Origin of the sequence: Gracilibacillus pellucidus (assembly GCF_033949965.1) — a bacterium.
GTDB classification, from domain to species: domain Bacteria; phylum Bacillota; class Bacilli; order Bacillales; family Amphibacillaceae; genus Gracilibacillus; species Gracilibacillus pellucidus.
In genome coordinates this window covers 124,028-138,523 of the sequence record NZ_JAWZSR010000003.1, presented here as the reverse complement: position 1 = coordinate 138,523, position 14,496 = coordinate 124,028, and the positions used below count along the sequence as shown (strand labels likewise).

Below are 14,496 nucleotides of genomic sequence, written 5' to 3'. Positions count from 1 at the left end.
ACACCTCCTAATCTCTCAATGTTCTGCCTGTTAAATGTAAAAATACATCTTCTAAACTAGGAGACTCTGTTTGATAGTGAACAAGCTGAATCTGATGTTCATCTGCTAAATGGACAAGCTCACTTATTAAATTACTTCCTTTTTTGGCGATCAACTTCAAGCCAGTATTCGCTACTTCCACTTTGCGGACTCCTTCTAACATGTTCACCTGCTCCACAAATGGCTCACTTACCATGCTTAATTCCACATTAATCGTATCTTCTGACGATAAAATACTTAGTAAATCAGATTGATCACCTGCCGCAATCACTTCACCATGGTCCATAATGTAAACACGATCACAAAGCTGTTCAACTTCTTCCATGTAGTGACTTGTATATAAAATCGTTGTATCTTCTGTTTCGTTTAATGTTCGAACCATTTCTAATATATGGTTTCTTGATTGTGGATCAATTCCAACCGTTGGCTCATCGAGAATTAATATTTGTGGCTTGTGCAGTAGTGCTGCCGCAATGTTCACTCTACGTTTCATCCCACCGGAAAAAGTTTTCACTAGCCCTTTTTGGCGATCACGTAATCCAACAATTTCTAGTGCATGTTGAATACGATTTTCTAGCTCTTTACCTTTCAACTTATATATGGAACCGAAAAATTTCAAATTTTCATAAGCTGATAATTGTTCATAAAGCGCTAACTCTTGCGGTACTATCCCTAATTCTTTTCTAATCTCTCCAGGTTTATGGACGATATTAACACCATTCCATTTTATTTCACCGGATGTAGGTTTCAGAAGTGTTGCGATCATGGAAATCGTCGTTGATTTTCCTGCACCATTTGGTCCTAATAAACCAACTGATTCTCCTTTATCCAAGTACAAATTCACGTTCTGTACTGCCTTTGTTCCTTTAAATGACTTACTCACATTAACGGTTTCAAGCATGTGATTATTCCTCCCTATCGGACGTTCTAACTCTATCTTAAAAGAAAAAGACCAAAGTCACTACTGACTCTGGTCACCAAATCGTTATTCGTCTGTTACTTTTGTCATTTTTTCTATACTAACCGGTGGCGAATCGCATAAATCGCTAATTGGGTACGATCTCGTAATGCCAATTTCTCTAATATATGACTCGTTTGATTTTTGACTGTCCCAACAGATAAACCTAAGCGATCGGCAGTTTCTTTATTGTTGAGTCCTTCTCCAATACAAGTGAGAATTGCTCGTTCTCTTGGTGTTAACGTTGGATTTATGTCTGCTTCTTCCTCTTTCTTTAGTAACTCTGGTACTACTTTTGCCGCTACTTGGTCTTGTAGAGAAAGGCCACCTTTTAGTGCACTCTTAATGGAACGAATAAGTGATTCCGTATCTCCGTCCTTTAGCATGTAACCATTTACCCCGATTTTCAGGGAATCCATCACGTATTGCTTATCGTCAAATGTCGTCAACATCAATATTTTTAAATGTGGAAAACGGGTGCGCAACACTTTTGCTGTCTCAATACCATCCATTTTGGGCATGCGAATATCTAATATTGCCACATCAAATAACTGTTGTTCACAAAGAGCAATAGCCTCTTTACCGTTATCTGCTTCCCCTGTTACGTCTATTTCTGCGTCTGTTTCAATCATCGCCTTCAAGCCTTGGCGGACCATCACTTGATCCTCAGCTAACAATACTCTAATCATTCTACCCTCTCCGTTTTCGTTAATCGAATCGTACCTCTTACAATAAAATGTCGCTCATCATGGTCAATTTCCAATGAACCGCCTGCCTTTTCTAAACGATGCCGCATCGCCTTTAGACCGTACCCTTCCGTAAAATAGGTGCTCGTCTTTGTTGGGTTAACGACTTCAAAGCGAAAAATGCTACCACCTGGCGCTTCAAAGGTAATATGTGCCTCCCTGGTGGAGCTATGTTTCATAATGTTCGTCAAAGCCTCTTGCACCGCACGATAAATAGCAAATGATTGTTCACCACTAAGTCCTGCAGCAAACGCCCCATGTTTGACAGAGAAGTTAACATTCATAAAGCTTTCCACTTCTAGTTTACGAATAAGGCGAATCAATCCTTGCAATCCTCCGACTTCATTTTGCTTGAATGATTTTACGGCTCTCCTTGTTTCTTTTAAACTTTGGTCAGCTAGCTCTTTCAATTTTGCTACTTTTCCTTGCTCATTTTCCGTCACTGTTAAGCGGAATGCCTCCAATTGCATGAGTAAAGCTGTCAATTTATGTCCAACTGAATCATGAATTTCATGACCAATTAACATCCGCTCATCTTGTCTTGCTTGTTCTTCCTCTGTTACGAGCTGTCTTTTCATCCGTCTATATTCATCAAGTAAAGCATCATTTTTTCTGCGTGTTTCTCTTGCCTGAGTATTAATCATCTGAAAATAGACTAATCCTGTTATCAATAGTAGGTAAAAAAGACCAATCCAGATTACTTGCTGTTGAGGAAGGGTCGATACCGTTAAAAAGGATATGACTCCTATACTATGTGTAGCGAGCACTACTATACTATAGCGCCATGTTAATCGGAATAACGCCTCTGCTACGATTAATCCGTGTATCAACAACAAATACGGACTAGAAGTCGCATCACTCGCATAAAACAAGTGGAAAACTGGTAAAACCTGTATACTAAATAATACTGTTAATAGGAGCGGGTTGTTTATAAAAACCGGAATAATAAATAAGATGATGCAATAAATACATAAACTCAACCAATGCCAATTCGTTAATCGTAAGTCCGAACCTAAAAAAGTGAGTGGCCAGACTACAGCGTGGAGCGCAATCCAGATGAAATAAGTTTTATTCATAAAAGGGACTCCTTGGTAAACTTTTTCTTTTATTATACTATGATGAGGGGAATGGCGCATTATCTTCCCTGTAAATTTGGTGATAAAGAAAAGGAGCTAGTAATAAGCGAGTCTACAATCAGTGGGATTTTTACGGACTTATGCACCGTGATAAAATGACTGTATAATATTTTTAGATGGTTATTATAACCTGGCCTATTAATTCATATTTATAAACCTGAGTTATAGATAATCACATTTATAAAATCGCTTTTAAAATAAAATTTAAAATAATACCTCCTTTAACCTTTTTGCTAGTTCATCATCTGTTAATGGTTTTCGATGGGTATTCTCCAGATAAATATACTTTTCCTTTTCTGGCATCAGATATTTCTTATACCAAAGGAAGAAATCAGGACTATCACCATACATTCGGATAAATTTTCTTAATGTATCAACATTTTGAATCGTACTTTCTACATTTGTTAACCAATCTGCTTTATAAAAGTCCTTCCATTTTCCATGCTCTGATAACCGCATAGCTTCATATCCTTTTTGATAATGCCATATTGCTTCAGAAGCATAAACAAATGCCTCTGGGTATTTCTTTTCTCTAAAGTAATGAAATGCTGTACAAACATCGATAAATCCTTTACAACCCGATTCATGCAATTTAACTTGAATAATAAGCTGATCAGCAAATCTTTGCTTATCATTATTATTTAATCGAACATGTAACTGTTCACATTTCCTCATTAATTCTGACCATCGTTCTACATAATCCTCACATTTTTCTTTCAACCATTGAACTTGCTCCGAAAAGGAACGATCACCTGTAACCCAGTTTAACGATGGCAGATTTTGACCATATTTCCCTTGTATCCAATGACTAATTATTTTTCTTACAGGGTGATGATAAAATTGTTCCCCTGCCCGATTATCTTCATGCTCTCCATACAAAATAGTACATTCAAAGTATTGATGATATAGATTACTTAACTCTTGATGATGAGAAGAATATAACCTTTTTATAAAACGTGTTAAACAATCCTTTGTATCTACTTTTCCATTTTTCCATATTTCACTTACCAGCTCGAGTGAGTACAAGTGCATACGAATGTTACCCGCATTTACAAGTAAATAATCATCTCCTCCATATTGAATAGCATTCTCTAATTCACGACTGATTATGGATGGGGATGACGGAAACATCGTTAAATGATTAGAAGCTTGTAGATCATGGAAGGTTACATGATAATATAACCCTTGCTTTCCTTGATCGGTTCCTTCTGGCACGGACGGAATACGAAAATCCTCATTACCATTTCGTCGAGAAACCATTTTTCCATAACCATTATCAGCCCATACTTTAATAATTCCATCTGGCAACGAGATATTTCCACTCTTATAAAGTTCAGAAATCTCGCCATAGAGCGCTACACAACACACTGGTTCCTCCACATAGTTTTTAACTAAATGTAGCTGCTTCGCGATTACATTTGAAATTAACTCACCTCGTTTTTCAGGTGTATCATAGCTTGAGTCTTGCTTCCAGAATGGTTCATCTCCTTGCCCTCGAAAGGACAATACCCAAATTACCTTTTTATCCTTTTGTTGTTGTATGGCTTCTTCCCATAAAGATTCATATAAATCCTGATGGCGCGTATAACTCGCCTGTTTATCTGGGAATGCCCGCTTAAACATTTCTGCCCCAAGGGGTTCTGCATGATGATGAGTAATCCATAAACCCAATTCAGAGGCCAACTCAAAATGAATACCATGGCGCGGTAAATCTGTTCCTGGAATCACCATATTTCCGCCCAATCTAAGTAATGCTTCGAACACAGGTAGCCATACTTCTCTCGTTGGAGGATATTCTTTTTTCCATCCTATTAAGCAAACTTCATCATTTACAAACCATCCACGGTAACGTACCTTTGGTTGTTTAGAGATAACTTGTTTCATAGGAATAGATATACTATCTTTTTTCTGTACTGATAGGTCAGCCCAAAACCAATATGGATCTATGTTCAAATACACTTTACTTACGTACAAAACACCATAAATAATACCTAATTCATCATTTCCTTGTACATGCATTGTTTTCATGCCATTTGTTTGAGAAAAAGATATGATGTATTGCTCCCAATTGTCTTTATCTGGTTCCGAAACATAACCAATTTCAATAATGGATTGTCTATCATCTTTTAGCCTTGTTCCTGCATCTAACACCTTCCCCATATCCCGCTTTAATATATCTACTGCATATTGGATCGGAGTGGGAAAACGGCAATTTGTTCTAATTTTTGTTTTATCATTGAGATGAAAATAGTCCATTATCAAACCTCCATCATACAATTCTTAATCCACATTTTATGCCGTAACTTGTTGTGTTAGAATTTTGTTGTTTCTAGAATTTTTTGAAAAATCTACACCGATAGCATTTGTATAACTACTAACATTATATCATAATTTTTCCATCATTATTAGACTTAAAATATCCCTATTCTTTGTTACAATGAGTTTTATCACGTAATGGAGGGATATCAATGGTCAATTATCGATTAACAAGTATGGACGGATACGCTGACAAAATGGGTGAATTAGTTTGGATGCTACAACATGCAAGACAAGTAACCTTAAATGAAATCGATTCACTAACAAAGCAAGCGTTAGATTTTTTATCAGACAGTCAAGCTAATTCTATTGGTGCTCTACTATCACATATAGCAGCAATAGAATATGTTCACCAAGTTATCTCTTTTGAAAAAAGGGACTTGTCAACAGATGAACTTTCCAAATGGTCGGCAGCTTTACAGCTTGGTACGCAAGCAAGAGAGGCAATTCAAGGTCACTCCATTTCCTATTATTTGGAGCAACTAGCTAACGTTAGAAGCGACACACTTTCCTATTTAAAATCCAAAGACGACGATTGGCTATATGAAGAACATCAATGGGATAATGGTGTGACTTATAATCAATATTATTTGTGGTTTCATGTTTTAGAAGACGAAATCAATCATCGCGGTCAGATTCGAGCAATTAAGCGAACCCTTAAACAATTAAACATGTAGTGGGGCCATGGTAATTTTTATGGCCACTTTTTGATGTTTTATGGCCACTTTCGGGGATTTTATGGCCGCTTTTTGACGTTTTATGGCCACTTTCGAGGATTTTATGGCCACTTTTTTGCTTTTAATGGCCACTTTCGAATTATGTAAACCAATCCCTTATCATTTACCTCCCCCTATCACCATACACTAATATAGGGGGTGAAATACAAATGGCTATTCATGTTGTTCAAAGTGGCGAAACGTTAGCACAAATCGCTAAGCAATATACTATTTCTGTTGCTGTCATTGTAGCGGTCAATGGTTTACCTTCTGCAAATGATATTGTTCCTGGTCTCGCACTCTATATTCCGGATACAGATATCATCCAATATCGTTCCTACATCGTCAAAGAAGGTGATACACTTTGGCAATTAGCTAATCACTTTGATACAACTATCACTGCTATTACAAAAGCAAATCCTACCATCAACCCTCATTCTTTATCTATTGGACAAAAGCTGCTCATACCAACAGCAACAATGCGACAAATGGAAACATTAGGATTCTTGATACCCGGCAATTTGTCTGTACTACGCAGTTTATCCAACTTTCTTACATATGTGGCGATTGTCGCTTACTCGTTTACAGAAGAAGGATACGTCTCGATGTTATTGGATGATACGGCAGCCATTGAGGAAAGTAAACGTGTAGGTATTACGCCTCTTTTAATGATTCGTAATTTTACTGGTGATGATTTTGATGCAGAGTTAGCAGGTAATGTGCTTCGAAATGCGGAATATCGGGCCAATTTGATTAATAGCTTACTACAAGTCATCGATGAAAAAGGGTATGGCGGTGTTTCACTTGATATGGAATTCATCCCACCTACTGAAAGAGAAAACTTTAACCTTTTTCTATATGAATTAAAACGTGCACTTGGTTCTCATATTTTACATGTGAATGTCCATGCCAAAACAGAAGATTTACCAACTAATCGCATCGTAGGGGCTTATGATTATCAAATGATTGGTCAAATTGCTGATATCGTGGCGGTGATGACGATGGATTATGGATATCCAGGTGGACCACCTGCCCCCGTTGCACCGATTACATGGGTGGAAGAGGTTGTACAGTATACGACAAGCTTAATTCATCCACAAAAAGTACAAATCGCCTTCCCTTTATACGGATATGATTGGGATATCGCGGCAGAATCGACTACGGCATTATCCGTCAACCGCGCGCAAAATCAAGCTATTTCTGCGAAGACCGTAATTGAATATGATCAAACAGCCGCTACACCATGGTATTCATACACGCAGAATGGTGAAGAACATATCGTTTGGTTTGAGGATATTAGGAGCTACCGAGCAAAGTACGTTTTAGTTGATCAATATCAATTATTAGGAGTGACTTATTGGCACATCAATTTGCCTGCACCACAGAATTGGGTTTATTTGTATAATCATTTTGTTGTGGAAAAAAGAGAAGTAAAGTAAATTTATCTCTAAACAATTCTCTTGTTTTACAGTTATTCTTTAACATGAATACTGGATAATGACTTCTTATACTTTCAATATTACATCCCTACTTACCTATTCGGAAACCTTGACTTTGCGTCGCATCATACGATATAATCTTAAAAAACGACACAAGGGGTCTTTATATGAAAAGTAACGTTTCACTATTCAACCAATATTGGACTGATATTTATTTTCACTTACATTATTCTCATCAAGAAAAAATTTCTCACCAAGCGATACGTATTTTGCAACTTATTGATAAGAAGCAAGAAATAAATGTAAATAATATTGCTTCACATTTGGATATTTCACACAATACTGCTTCAGAACACATAAAAAGAATGATTAATAAAAAGTATATATTAAAACAACGAAATCCATTAGATGAAAGGAAAGTAATACTAAACTTAACAGATTACGGAAAGGAAGTTTTGCACAGAAATACGAGTTTAGATGAATTAAAGCTAAAAAAATTATTGGAGCAGCTTGACGAAAATGAAAAAAGAACAATAGAAAGTGCTTTAAAGCTATTAAGTGAGCGTGCCAAAGAATGTATGTAATATTAAAAATTGCTGTATCTGCTATTATAATTGGAATCGTAACAGAAGTGGCAAGAAAACTTCCCTCTTATGGGGGGATTATCGCAGCTCTACCATTAGTAAGTTTATTAAGTATTATCTGGCTCCATGTTCAAGGTGAAAAAACAGCTACATTAAGCAGGTTTGCATTAGGAGTACTGTGGGGGTTTCCAGCAACTGCTATTATGTTACTTATCATTTATTTTGCATTACAAAGATCATTACATTTATACATTTCCATTAGTCTAGGTATATTAGGATGGTTAGTATTCCTACTAGTACAACAACTTGTAGTAAAGTATATTAGATTTTTTTTCATTCACTAAATTTTATCTTGGAGAATAAAAAAATCATCGATAAGAATATTCAAAAGCACATAATACTTATTTATTCAATCTACCGGTCATTTTCGTAATGGGTATAATAAAAAAAAATCTCTACGTATGTAGAGATTTTACCAGCCATAAACAGCTTCACATGTATTTGCTTCTGGTTCATAGTAACAATGGTCTTTATATTGTCCTGCAAATGGTTGACCATACCATGTAGGCGGGCATGGAGCATATGGATTAAAATACCAAAGAGAATATTTTGATGGGTGCTCTCTCCAAAATTTCAATGTCTTCTCGGCAAGCCTTTTTTCATTACTTCTCGCTCTATTATAAAAAACATTCCCCTTCTGCACCGCTTCAAAAGAATAATTTCCACCTTGTACTTGATAAATAACATCAGATATTGATCGTAAATCTTGAAAATCTAAACAGTTCGCCTTTAAACGGTTGACAATGGTATTCCCAACCATTAACATCCCTAAGTTTCCTTCACCTTCCGCTTCTGCTCTCATCATCCTTGCCATCAAAGCAATATCACTATCATTATATTTCACTCTCGCCACGTTGATCACCTCTAAAAACAGTGTATGAATTACCTTCCAGAGATGTGATTGTCAGTTTCTTTTGTAACAATTTTTGCTGTACCAGCCTTTGTTTTGTGCATATATTATTTTATCTACACTTTTTACCGTTTCATCCTTCTTTTTTGTTCATATCTTATTTTACCTACACTTTTTACCTGCATCATCCTTCTTTTTGTTCATATCTTTTTTTATCTACACTTTCTACTGGTTTCATCCTTCTTTTTGTTCATATCTTTTTTTATCTACACTTTCTACTGGTTTCATCCTTCTTTTTGTTCATATCTTTTTTTATCTACACTTTTTACCTGCATCATTCTTCTTTTTGTTCATATCTTTTTTTATCTACACTTTTTACCTGCATCATTCTTCTTTTTGTTCATATCTTTTTTTATCTACACTTTTTACCTGCATCATTCTTCTTTTTGTTCATATCTTATTTTATCTACACTTTTCACCTGCATCATCCTTCTTTTTTGTTCATATCTCTTTTTTCTTCGTATTAGTAAATCACATCATTTGTTGTTACTTATCGTTAATATAGTACGTCCCTTTATGACTTCCTTTTTTTACGAAATGATTTATTAATACGTATTGAATAGTTCTTTTAGTCACATCACTCCCACACCACTCCGTCATTCGTTTGCTTGTTATCTTATCGTCTGGGAAAAGGAGTTGAAATTCTTGAATATTGCGTACAATGGCTTCTATTATTAATTCCTGATTGTTGCATTTGTTGCATATAAAAGTCCGGCCATGTCTTGTTTGGGTAATCCCTCCGCATTTTTTACATGTAATTCCTTTTTTTAACTCATCGAAATGATAGCTCGGTAGTTGTTGATATGGTGATTGGTGTAATCTGTTTTCTTTTAATTTAATAACAAGAGAATAAAAGGCTGGATCACTGATGGAAGAAGGTGAGATACTACGAAAAAATGATTTTATTTGTGTTGGAAGTAAAATATTGGGATGACTGGATGGAAGATATAAGGTGCATTCTGGATGAACGAAGACTACCTTTGCTTCAATGGAAAAGGACATCTTCCATTCTGCTAGCAGTTGGCGTAATAATGACTCCGACCGCCTTAATTGGATCAGTGGATCATCTATTTCTGTTGCTTGATCTTTGTACAATTTTCCTTTTTGATAAGCAAATTCACCACGGTAGTTTTTCACTTCAAATAGATAAATTTGATTGTTGATGATAAGGAGTTGATCAAGTTGAAAGTAGCGTTGCTTGAAGGAAAGGGAGAGGTCTTTTATAGAAAGGTATTCACCAGCAATATGTTGAACATACTGATCAAATAGCAATTCTCCTTGATAACCAGTTTGTAACTGTCGGTATTTTTTGCTTTCATTGTTTGACAGCATCTTTCGTTTGTTTAACAATTCATACAGTTGTAATTCATACGGTTTTTCCCGTATCATGTTATCCATCATCCTTTCGTTTAAGCTTGTTTTAAAGATAACAAAATTTGTCATAATCGTCCAGAAAAAGTGGAGCTTTCTTCAACAGATTTACCATACAGAAAAACTCCTATTCAGAAATATATCACTTCCGAATAGGAGCATGTCCCTATTTAATGTGGAATGGTGTTTTCTGCATGAATATAACCAGCACCATATATATTATTATCTCGTTCTTTCCATATATCTGTTCCTTCTATTAACATTTCTTTGATCTCATCAGGTGTTACTGCTGGATTATGTTCCTTGATTAAACTGATAATCCCTGCACAAATTGGTGTTGCCATCGATGTTCCTGACATAATGAAATAGTCTCCATCAACACGGTTGGATTTTTGGAATCGGTCTATATACGAATTTGGTGAACGTAACGATATAATATTAACTCCTGGCGCTAAAATATCTGGTTTTACTTCTCCATAAATCGTTGGTCCTCGACTCGAAAAGCTTGCTACATCATCATCACTTCTGTCAACTGTATCCTGATCATCTAGCGCCCCAACCGTAATAATCTGGTTGCTAAGACCTGGACTGGCAATCGTTTGTGGCTCAGGTCCACTATTACCTGCCGCTGCACAAACAATAATATCGTTATCCCACGCTTCCTCGACTATTTGCACTAACGGATCGCGCTCTGCCCTTCCATAATCATATGGGTCTGTACCAAGGGACATACTGATAATATCAATTGGTTTTTCTGGATTGTTTTCATTATATTGTATACACCATTCAACACCTTGCATAATCGTATCTAATGAACCCGAACCGGATCTGTCTAACACTTTCACACCTGCAACACTTGCTTCCGGTGCAGGTCCAGCATATTTACCGCCTGAGGCAGAACCATTACCAGCTGCATCCCCTGCACAATGTGTACCATGACCATTATCATCATATGGATTAGAACGACCATTAATAAAATCGACAAAATCAGTTATTCTGCCTGATAAATCTTGATGTGGATATATACCTGTATCAAGAATAGCTATTTTACTATCTTTTCCTGTTAATTGGTTGTTATTTCTCACTATATTTTTCGCATGAGCGGATTCAACCGCAACATCTAATAATGCATGAACTTCTCTATTTTTATAAACTTTCTTCACGTGCTTACAATGACTTAGCATTGCTTCCAAACTGTCCGGCGTCATATCTGCTGAACAACAGGAAATTCTGGAGTAATAATGATGGAACTTATTTTTACTAAATTCATTCGTTAAGCTCTCTATTTGCTGACAACCTGCTTCAAATTCTTCTGGATAAAACTGCACAATAACGGACAACTTTTTCTTACGTTTCAACCTTTTTTCAAAGAATCGATGTAAAAAACACGGTGTATACTTAAAGGGCTTATATAGATGGATTAATTCATCACGTAAAGGTCTGTCTAACTTGCTTGCATTGCTACGTACTGTCTGAACCATGGAATAACCAAACAAAATATCGCCTCATTTCTATTTTTCTTACAAACTATGAGGGAATAAAATGCTTAGCTTGCATGATTGTCCTTTAAAAGTCGAAAATAGGTGAATAATGATGAAACCACTGTTTCCTTATAGCTATTTTTTATCACGGTGCATGAGTCCGTAAAACCCTGATAAGTTTTGCTAACAATCAGTGGGAGTCAAAAACTCCCACTGATTGCAGTCTCACTTTATAAAAAGTTTAGATTTTGTTTAAGGATATGATAGATTTTCCAGTTATTCTAAGTATGCAAATAAAGTGACTATAAGGAGGAAAAATGAGCGTGCATAGGATAACAGAAATATACGCTAACAAAATGTATCAGTTTCGCTGGATAATCGTAAGTGTTTGGACCGTATGTATAATCGCAAGTGGAATCTTCGCTTTACAATTAAGTGACTTACTTACTGGTGGTGGTTGGAATGATCCTGAAGCAGATTCTACTACTGCCTATCAAGTAATGATTGATCAAGTCGAAGGACGACAAGACTCTTCGCTTACATTAGTAGTGACACATGATGAGCATCAAGTCGGATCAGCCGCATACACAGAAACATTACAATCCATTTCGCAATTGCTACAAAAAGAAGAAACGATTGAACTCGTAGAAACATGGGATAGTGTTTCCACTGAGATGCAGAGTCAATTTATCGGGGATGATCCACATACAAGCATTGGATTTATCGGAATGAACATCGACGAAGGATTCGCGCAAAAGGTTTTACCTGATATCCAAGAGAGACTTGTAGAATTAGTGGAACCACTCGGTTTTCAAGTGTTTTTGTTAGGTGCGCCTGCTTTTTGGGGAGAAACAACAAAACTTAGTCAGGAAGGGCTAGAATTAGCACATTTATATGCACTGCCAATCATTGTACTCGTTTTACTTTTCGTATTTCGGTCATTCATCTCTTCACTTATGCCACTTATTTTAGCGGCTTACTCCATTGTAGCATCATTAGGCTTCTTATTTTTTATCGCCGAGCAAACAGAACTGTCTGTTTTTATACTCGATGCAACGTTAATGTTAGGAATTGGGGTGGGGATTGATTTTTCTTTAATCTTTATTCAGCGCTTTAAAGAAGAATTAAATAGACAGAATGGAGAGTTGCTCAATGCATTAACTAGCACGTTAAAACATGCCGGACACGCAATTCTTTTCTCTAGCATTACTATTATCGGTTCGATGGCTGCCATTCTATTCACTGATATAGCTGCTGTTCGTTCGATTGCAATGGGCGTAATGACTGTCGTTTTCTTTTTAATGATTGCAACGCTAACACTATTACCCGCTTTGTTATTGATAATCGGACATCGTATAAACAACTTACAACTACCATTCTTCAAGAAAAAAATGGCTCAACCAACGGAAAGTATCTGGTATCGTTTGTCACATAAAGTAATGCGTCGACCGATAGCTTATTTATTGGGGACTGGTTTATTTTTAATGGTTATCGCCATACCAGCAGTTGATTTAGAAGTTTCCACACCAGATTCACGTATGCTCCCAGAAGACACACAAATTAGACAAGGCATCGAACATCTACAAGATTCATTTGGAGTAGGTTATGCTTCCCCAATTCACGTTGTCATTCAGTCTGATGATGAGCCGTTAACAACAGAAGCGAACCTATCCTTTTTAGAAAATCTAACAGAAAAACTCACCCAACTAGAAAATGTCGAAAACGTATCATCTTTTCTATCCTTTTTTCCTGATATGGAGCTAGAAACAATCAGCATGATGATGACAGAAGAGAAAGAAACATTCCCAGACGATGTTTCTCGAATGTTGGATCGTTCCTTATCTAATCAGGAAAAAGTTGCCGTTATGGATGTGATTACGAATGATTATTCATCTAGTGAGACAAATAGACAAATCGTACATGAAATTAGACAATGGATAGCAAAAGATAATAGCCCCTTTCATCTATATGTTGGTGGTGAAACTGCTGTAGGGATTGATACATCTTCCTCTCTCAACAAAGCACTAATTCATGTATTAACCTTTACCTTACTATTAATCTTTGTCATTCTGATGATTACGTTTAAAAGTGTTGTATTACCAATCAAAGCAATTATCCTCAATACTCTATCGTTAGCTGCAACTTATGGTGTACTCGTGGCAGTTTTCCAATACGGATGGGGAGCGGAACTATTAGGGTTTGGTGATTTCGGTTTCATGCAAAGTTTTATTCCGATTTTATTATTAGGTCTGCTTTTCAGTCTTAGTACAGATTATGAAGTGTTTCTATTAACCCGAATTAAAGAAGAATATCAAGCCGGAAAGAACAATGAAGAAAGTGTTGCACTAGGTGTGGCACAAACCGCTCCACTAATTTCAGGAGCCGCCCTCATTATGATCACTGTTTTTGCATCCTTTGCTTTTGCAGGTGTGCTCCCTATGCAACAGCTTGGTTTAGGAATGGCAGTGGCAATAGCGATAGATGCAACAATTGTCCGCTTACTACTAGTTCCCGCAACAATGAAGCTGTTAGGTAATTGGAATTGGTGGTTCCCAGGAAAAAAATATCACTAATAAAGTGAGACTTCAATCAGTGGGAGTTTTTGACTCCCACTGATGATTAGTGAAACTGATCAGGGCGTTAGCGTCCGTTTATCCCCCACTTTGCTTCCTCGTTTTCACTCGAACCTTGAAGTGGTGGTTTTACGGACTCATGCACCGTAATAAAATATTTACTTACT

General features: G+C 36.5%; 12 protein-coding genes. 5 read left to right on the top strand and 7 right to left on the bottom strand.

What is annotated here, in order from left to right; genetic code table 11:
- Nucleotides 1-7: 7 nt before the first annotated feature.
- From SH601_RS06315 to SH601_RS06300, 4 genes are all read right to left on the bottom strand, one after another.
- Entirely contained in the window at nt 8-940 is a 933-nt protein-coding gene (locus SH601_RS06315) for an ABC transporter ATP-binding protein (RefSeq protein ID WP_319957428.1), read from the bottom strand.
- A 113-nt stretch (nt 941-1,053) separates the two neighbouring features.
- Nucleotides 1,054-1,686, bottom strand: coding sequence for a response regulator transcription factor (locus SH601_RS06310; RefSeq protein ID WP_319957427.1), 633 nt, complete (start codon nt 1,684-1,686; stop codon nt 1,054-1,056).
- Complete coding sequence (locus tag SH601_RS06305) at nt 1,683-2,819, bottom strand: sensor histidine kinase (protein ID WP_319957426.1); 1,137 nt, start codon at nt 2,817-2,819, stop codon at nt 1,683-1,685. The genes SH601_RS06310 and SH601_RS06305 overlap by 4 nt, the downstream gene beginning before the upstream one ends.
- Before the next feature lie 264 nt (nt 2,820-3,083).
- Nucleotides 3,084-5,135 carry a glycosyl hydrolase 115 family protein gene (locus SH601_RS06300; RefSeq protein ID WP_319957425.1) on the bottom strand — a complete coding sequence of 684 codons (2,052 nt, stop codon included), beginning with the start codon at nt 5,133-5,135 and terminating at the stop codon, nt 3,084-3,086.
- 212 nt (nt 5,136-5,347) lie between these two features.
- Between SH601_RS06300 and SH601_RS06295 the strand changes: the two genes are divergently transcribed.
- The 4 genes from SH601_RS06295 to SH601_RS06280 all read left to right on the top strand — a co-directional run bounded on the left by SH601_RS06295 (nt 5,348) and on the right by SH601_RS06280 (nt 8,278).
- Complete coding sequence (locus tag SH601_RS06295) at nt 5,348-5,872, top strand: DinB family protein (protein WP_319957424.1); 525 nt, start codon at nt 5,348-5,350, stop codon at nt 5,870-5,872.
- 209 nt (nt 5,873-6,081) lie between these two features.
- Nucleotides 6,082-7,350: a glycosyl hydrolase family 18 protein gene (locus SH601_RS06290; RefSeq protein WP_319957423.1), complete on the top strand. Its 1,269-nt coding sequence runs from the start codon at nt 6,082-6,084 to the stop codon at nt 7,348-7,350.
- Between the two features lie 167 nt (nt 7,351-7,517).
- On the top strand, nt 7,518-7,934 hold the full coding sequence (locus SH601_RS06285; RefSeq protein WP_319957422.1) for a MarR family winged helix-turn-helix transcriptional regulator: 417 nt from the start codon (nt 7,518-7,520) through the stop codon (nt 7,932-7,934).
- A complete protein-coding gene (locus tag SH601_RS06280; protein ID WP_319957420.1) occupies nt 7,925-8,278 on the top strand; it encodes a DUF3147 family protein in 354 nt (117 codons plus the stop codon). Before SH601_RS06285 ends, SH601_RS06280 begins: the two co-directional genes overlap by 10 nt.
- A gap of 128 nt (nt 8,279-8,406) precedes the next feature.
- Here the strand turns inward: SH601_RS06280 and SH601_RS06275 are convergent, their stop codons facing one another.
- The 3 genes from SH601_RS06275 to SH601_RS06265 all read right to left on the bottom strand — a co-directional run bounded on the left by SH601_RS06275 (nt 8,407) and on the right by SH601_RS06265 (nt 11,771).
- Nucleotides 8,407-8,847 (bottom strand): cell wall hydrolase, encoded by a 441-nt coding sequence (locus SH601_RS06275; protein ID WP_319957418.1) that lies wholly within the window; start codon nt 8,845-8,847, stop codon nt 8,407-8,409.
- 543 nt (nt 8,848-9,390) lie between these two features.
- The gene (locus tag SH601_RS06270) at nt 9,391-10,293 is read right to left on the bottom strand and encodes a nuclease-related domain-containing protein (RefSeq protein WP_319957417.1); all 903 of its coding nucleotides are present in this window, start codon (nt 10,291-10,293) and stop codon (nt 9,391-9,393) included.
- Between the two features lie 152 nt (nt 10,294-10,445).
- The gene (locus SH601_RS06265; protein ID WP_319957416.1) at nt 10,446-11,771 is read right to left on the bottom strand and encodes a S8 family peptidase; all 1,326 of its coding nucleotides are present in this window, start codon (nt 11,769-11,771) and stop codon (nt 10,446-10,448) included.
- A gap of 308 nt (nt 11,772-12,079) precedes the next feature.
- On the opposite strand from SH601_RS06265, the gene SH601_RS06260 reads away from it, so the two are divergent.
- Nucleotides 12,080-14,329 carry an MMPL family transporter gene (locus tag SH601_RS06260; protein ID WP_319957415.1) on the top strand — a complete coding sequence of 750 codons (2,250 nt, stop codon included), beginning with the start codon at nt 12,080-12,082 and terminating at the stop codon, nt 14,327-14,329.
- The last annotated feature ends 167 nt before the right edge of the window (nt 14,330-14,496 follow it).

Bases quoted from the DNA above. Each gene is read 5' to 3' on its own strand.
- SH601_RS06315 (WP_319957428.1), bottom strand. From the start codon at position 940: ATGCTTGAAACCGTTAATGTGAGTAAGTCATTTAAAGGAACAAAGGCA.
- SH601_RS06310 (WP_319957427.1), bottom strand. From the start codon at position 1,686: ATGATTAGAGTATTGTTAGCTGAGGATCAAGTGATGGTCCGCCAAGGC.
- SH601_RS06305 (WP_319957426.1), bottom strand. From the start codon at position 2,819: ATGAATAAAACTTATTTCATCTGGATTGCGCTCCACGCTGTAGTCTGG.
- SH601_RS06300 (WP_319957425.1), bottom strand. From the start codon at position 5,135: ATGGACTATTTTCATCTCAATGATAAAACAAAAATTAGAACAAATTGC.
- SH601_RS06295 (WP_319957424.1), top strand. From the start codon at position 5,348: ATGGTCAATTATCGATTAACAAGTATGGACGGATACGCTGACAAAATG.
- SH601_RS06290 (WP_319957423.1), top strand. From the start codon at position 6,082: ATGGCTATTCATGTTGTTCAAAGTGGCGAAACGTTAGCACAAATCGCT.
- SH601_RS06285 (WP_319957422.1), top strand. From the start codon at position 7,518: ATGAAAAGTAACGTTTCACTATTCAACCAATATTGGACTGATATTTAT.
- SH601_RS06280 (WP_319957420.1), top strand. From the start codon at position 7,925: ATGTATGTAATATTAAAAATTGCTGTATCTGCTATTATAATTGGAATC.
- SH601_RS06270 (WP_319957417.1), bottom strand. From the start codon at position 10,293: ATGATACGGGAAAAACCGTATGAATTACAACTGTATGAATTGTTAAAC.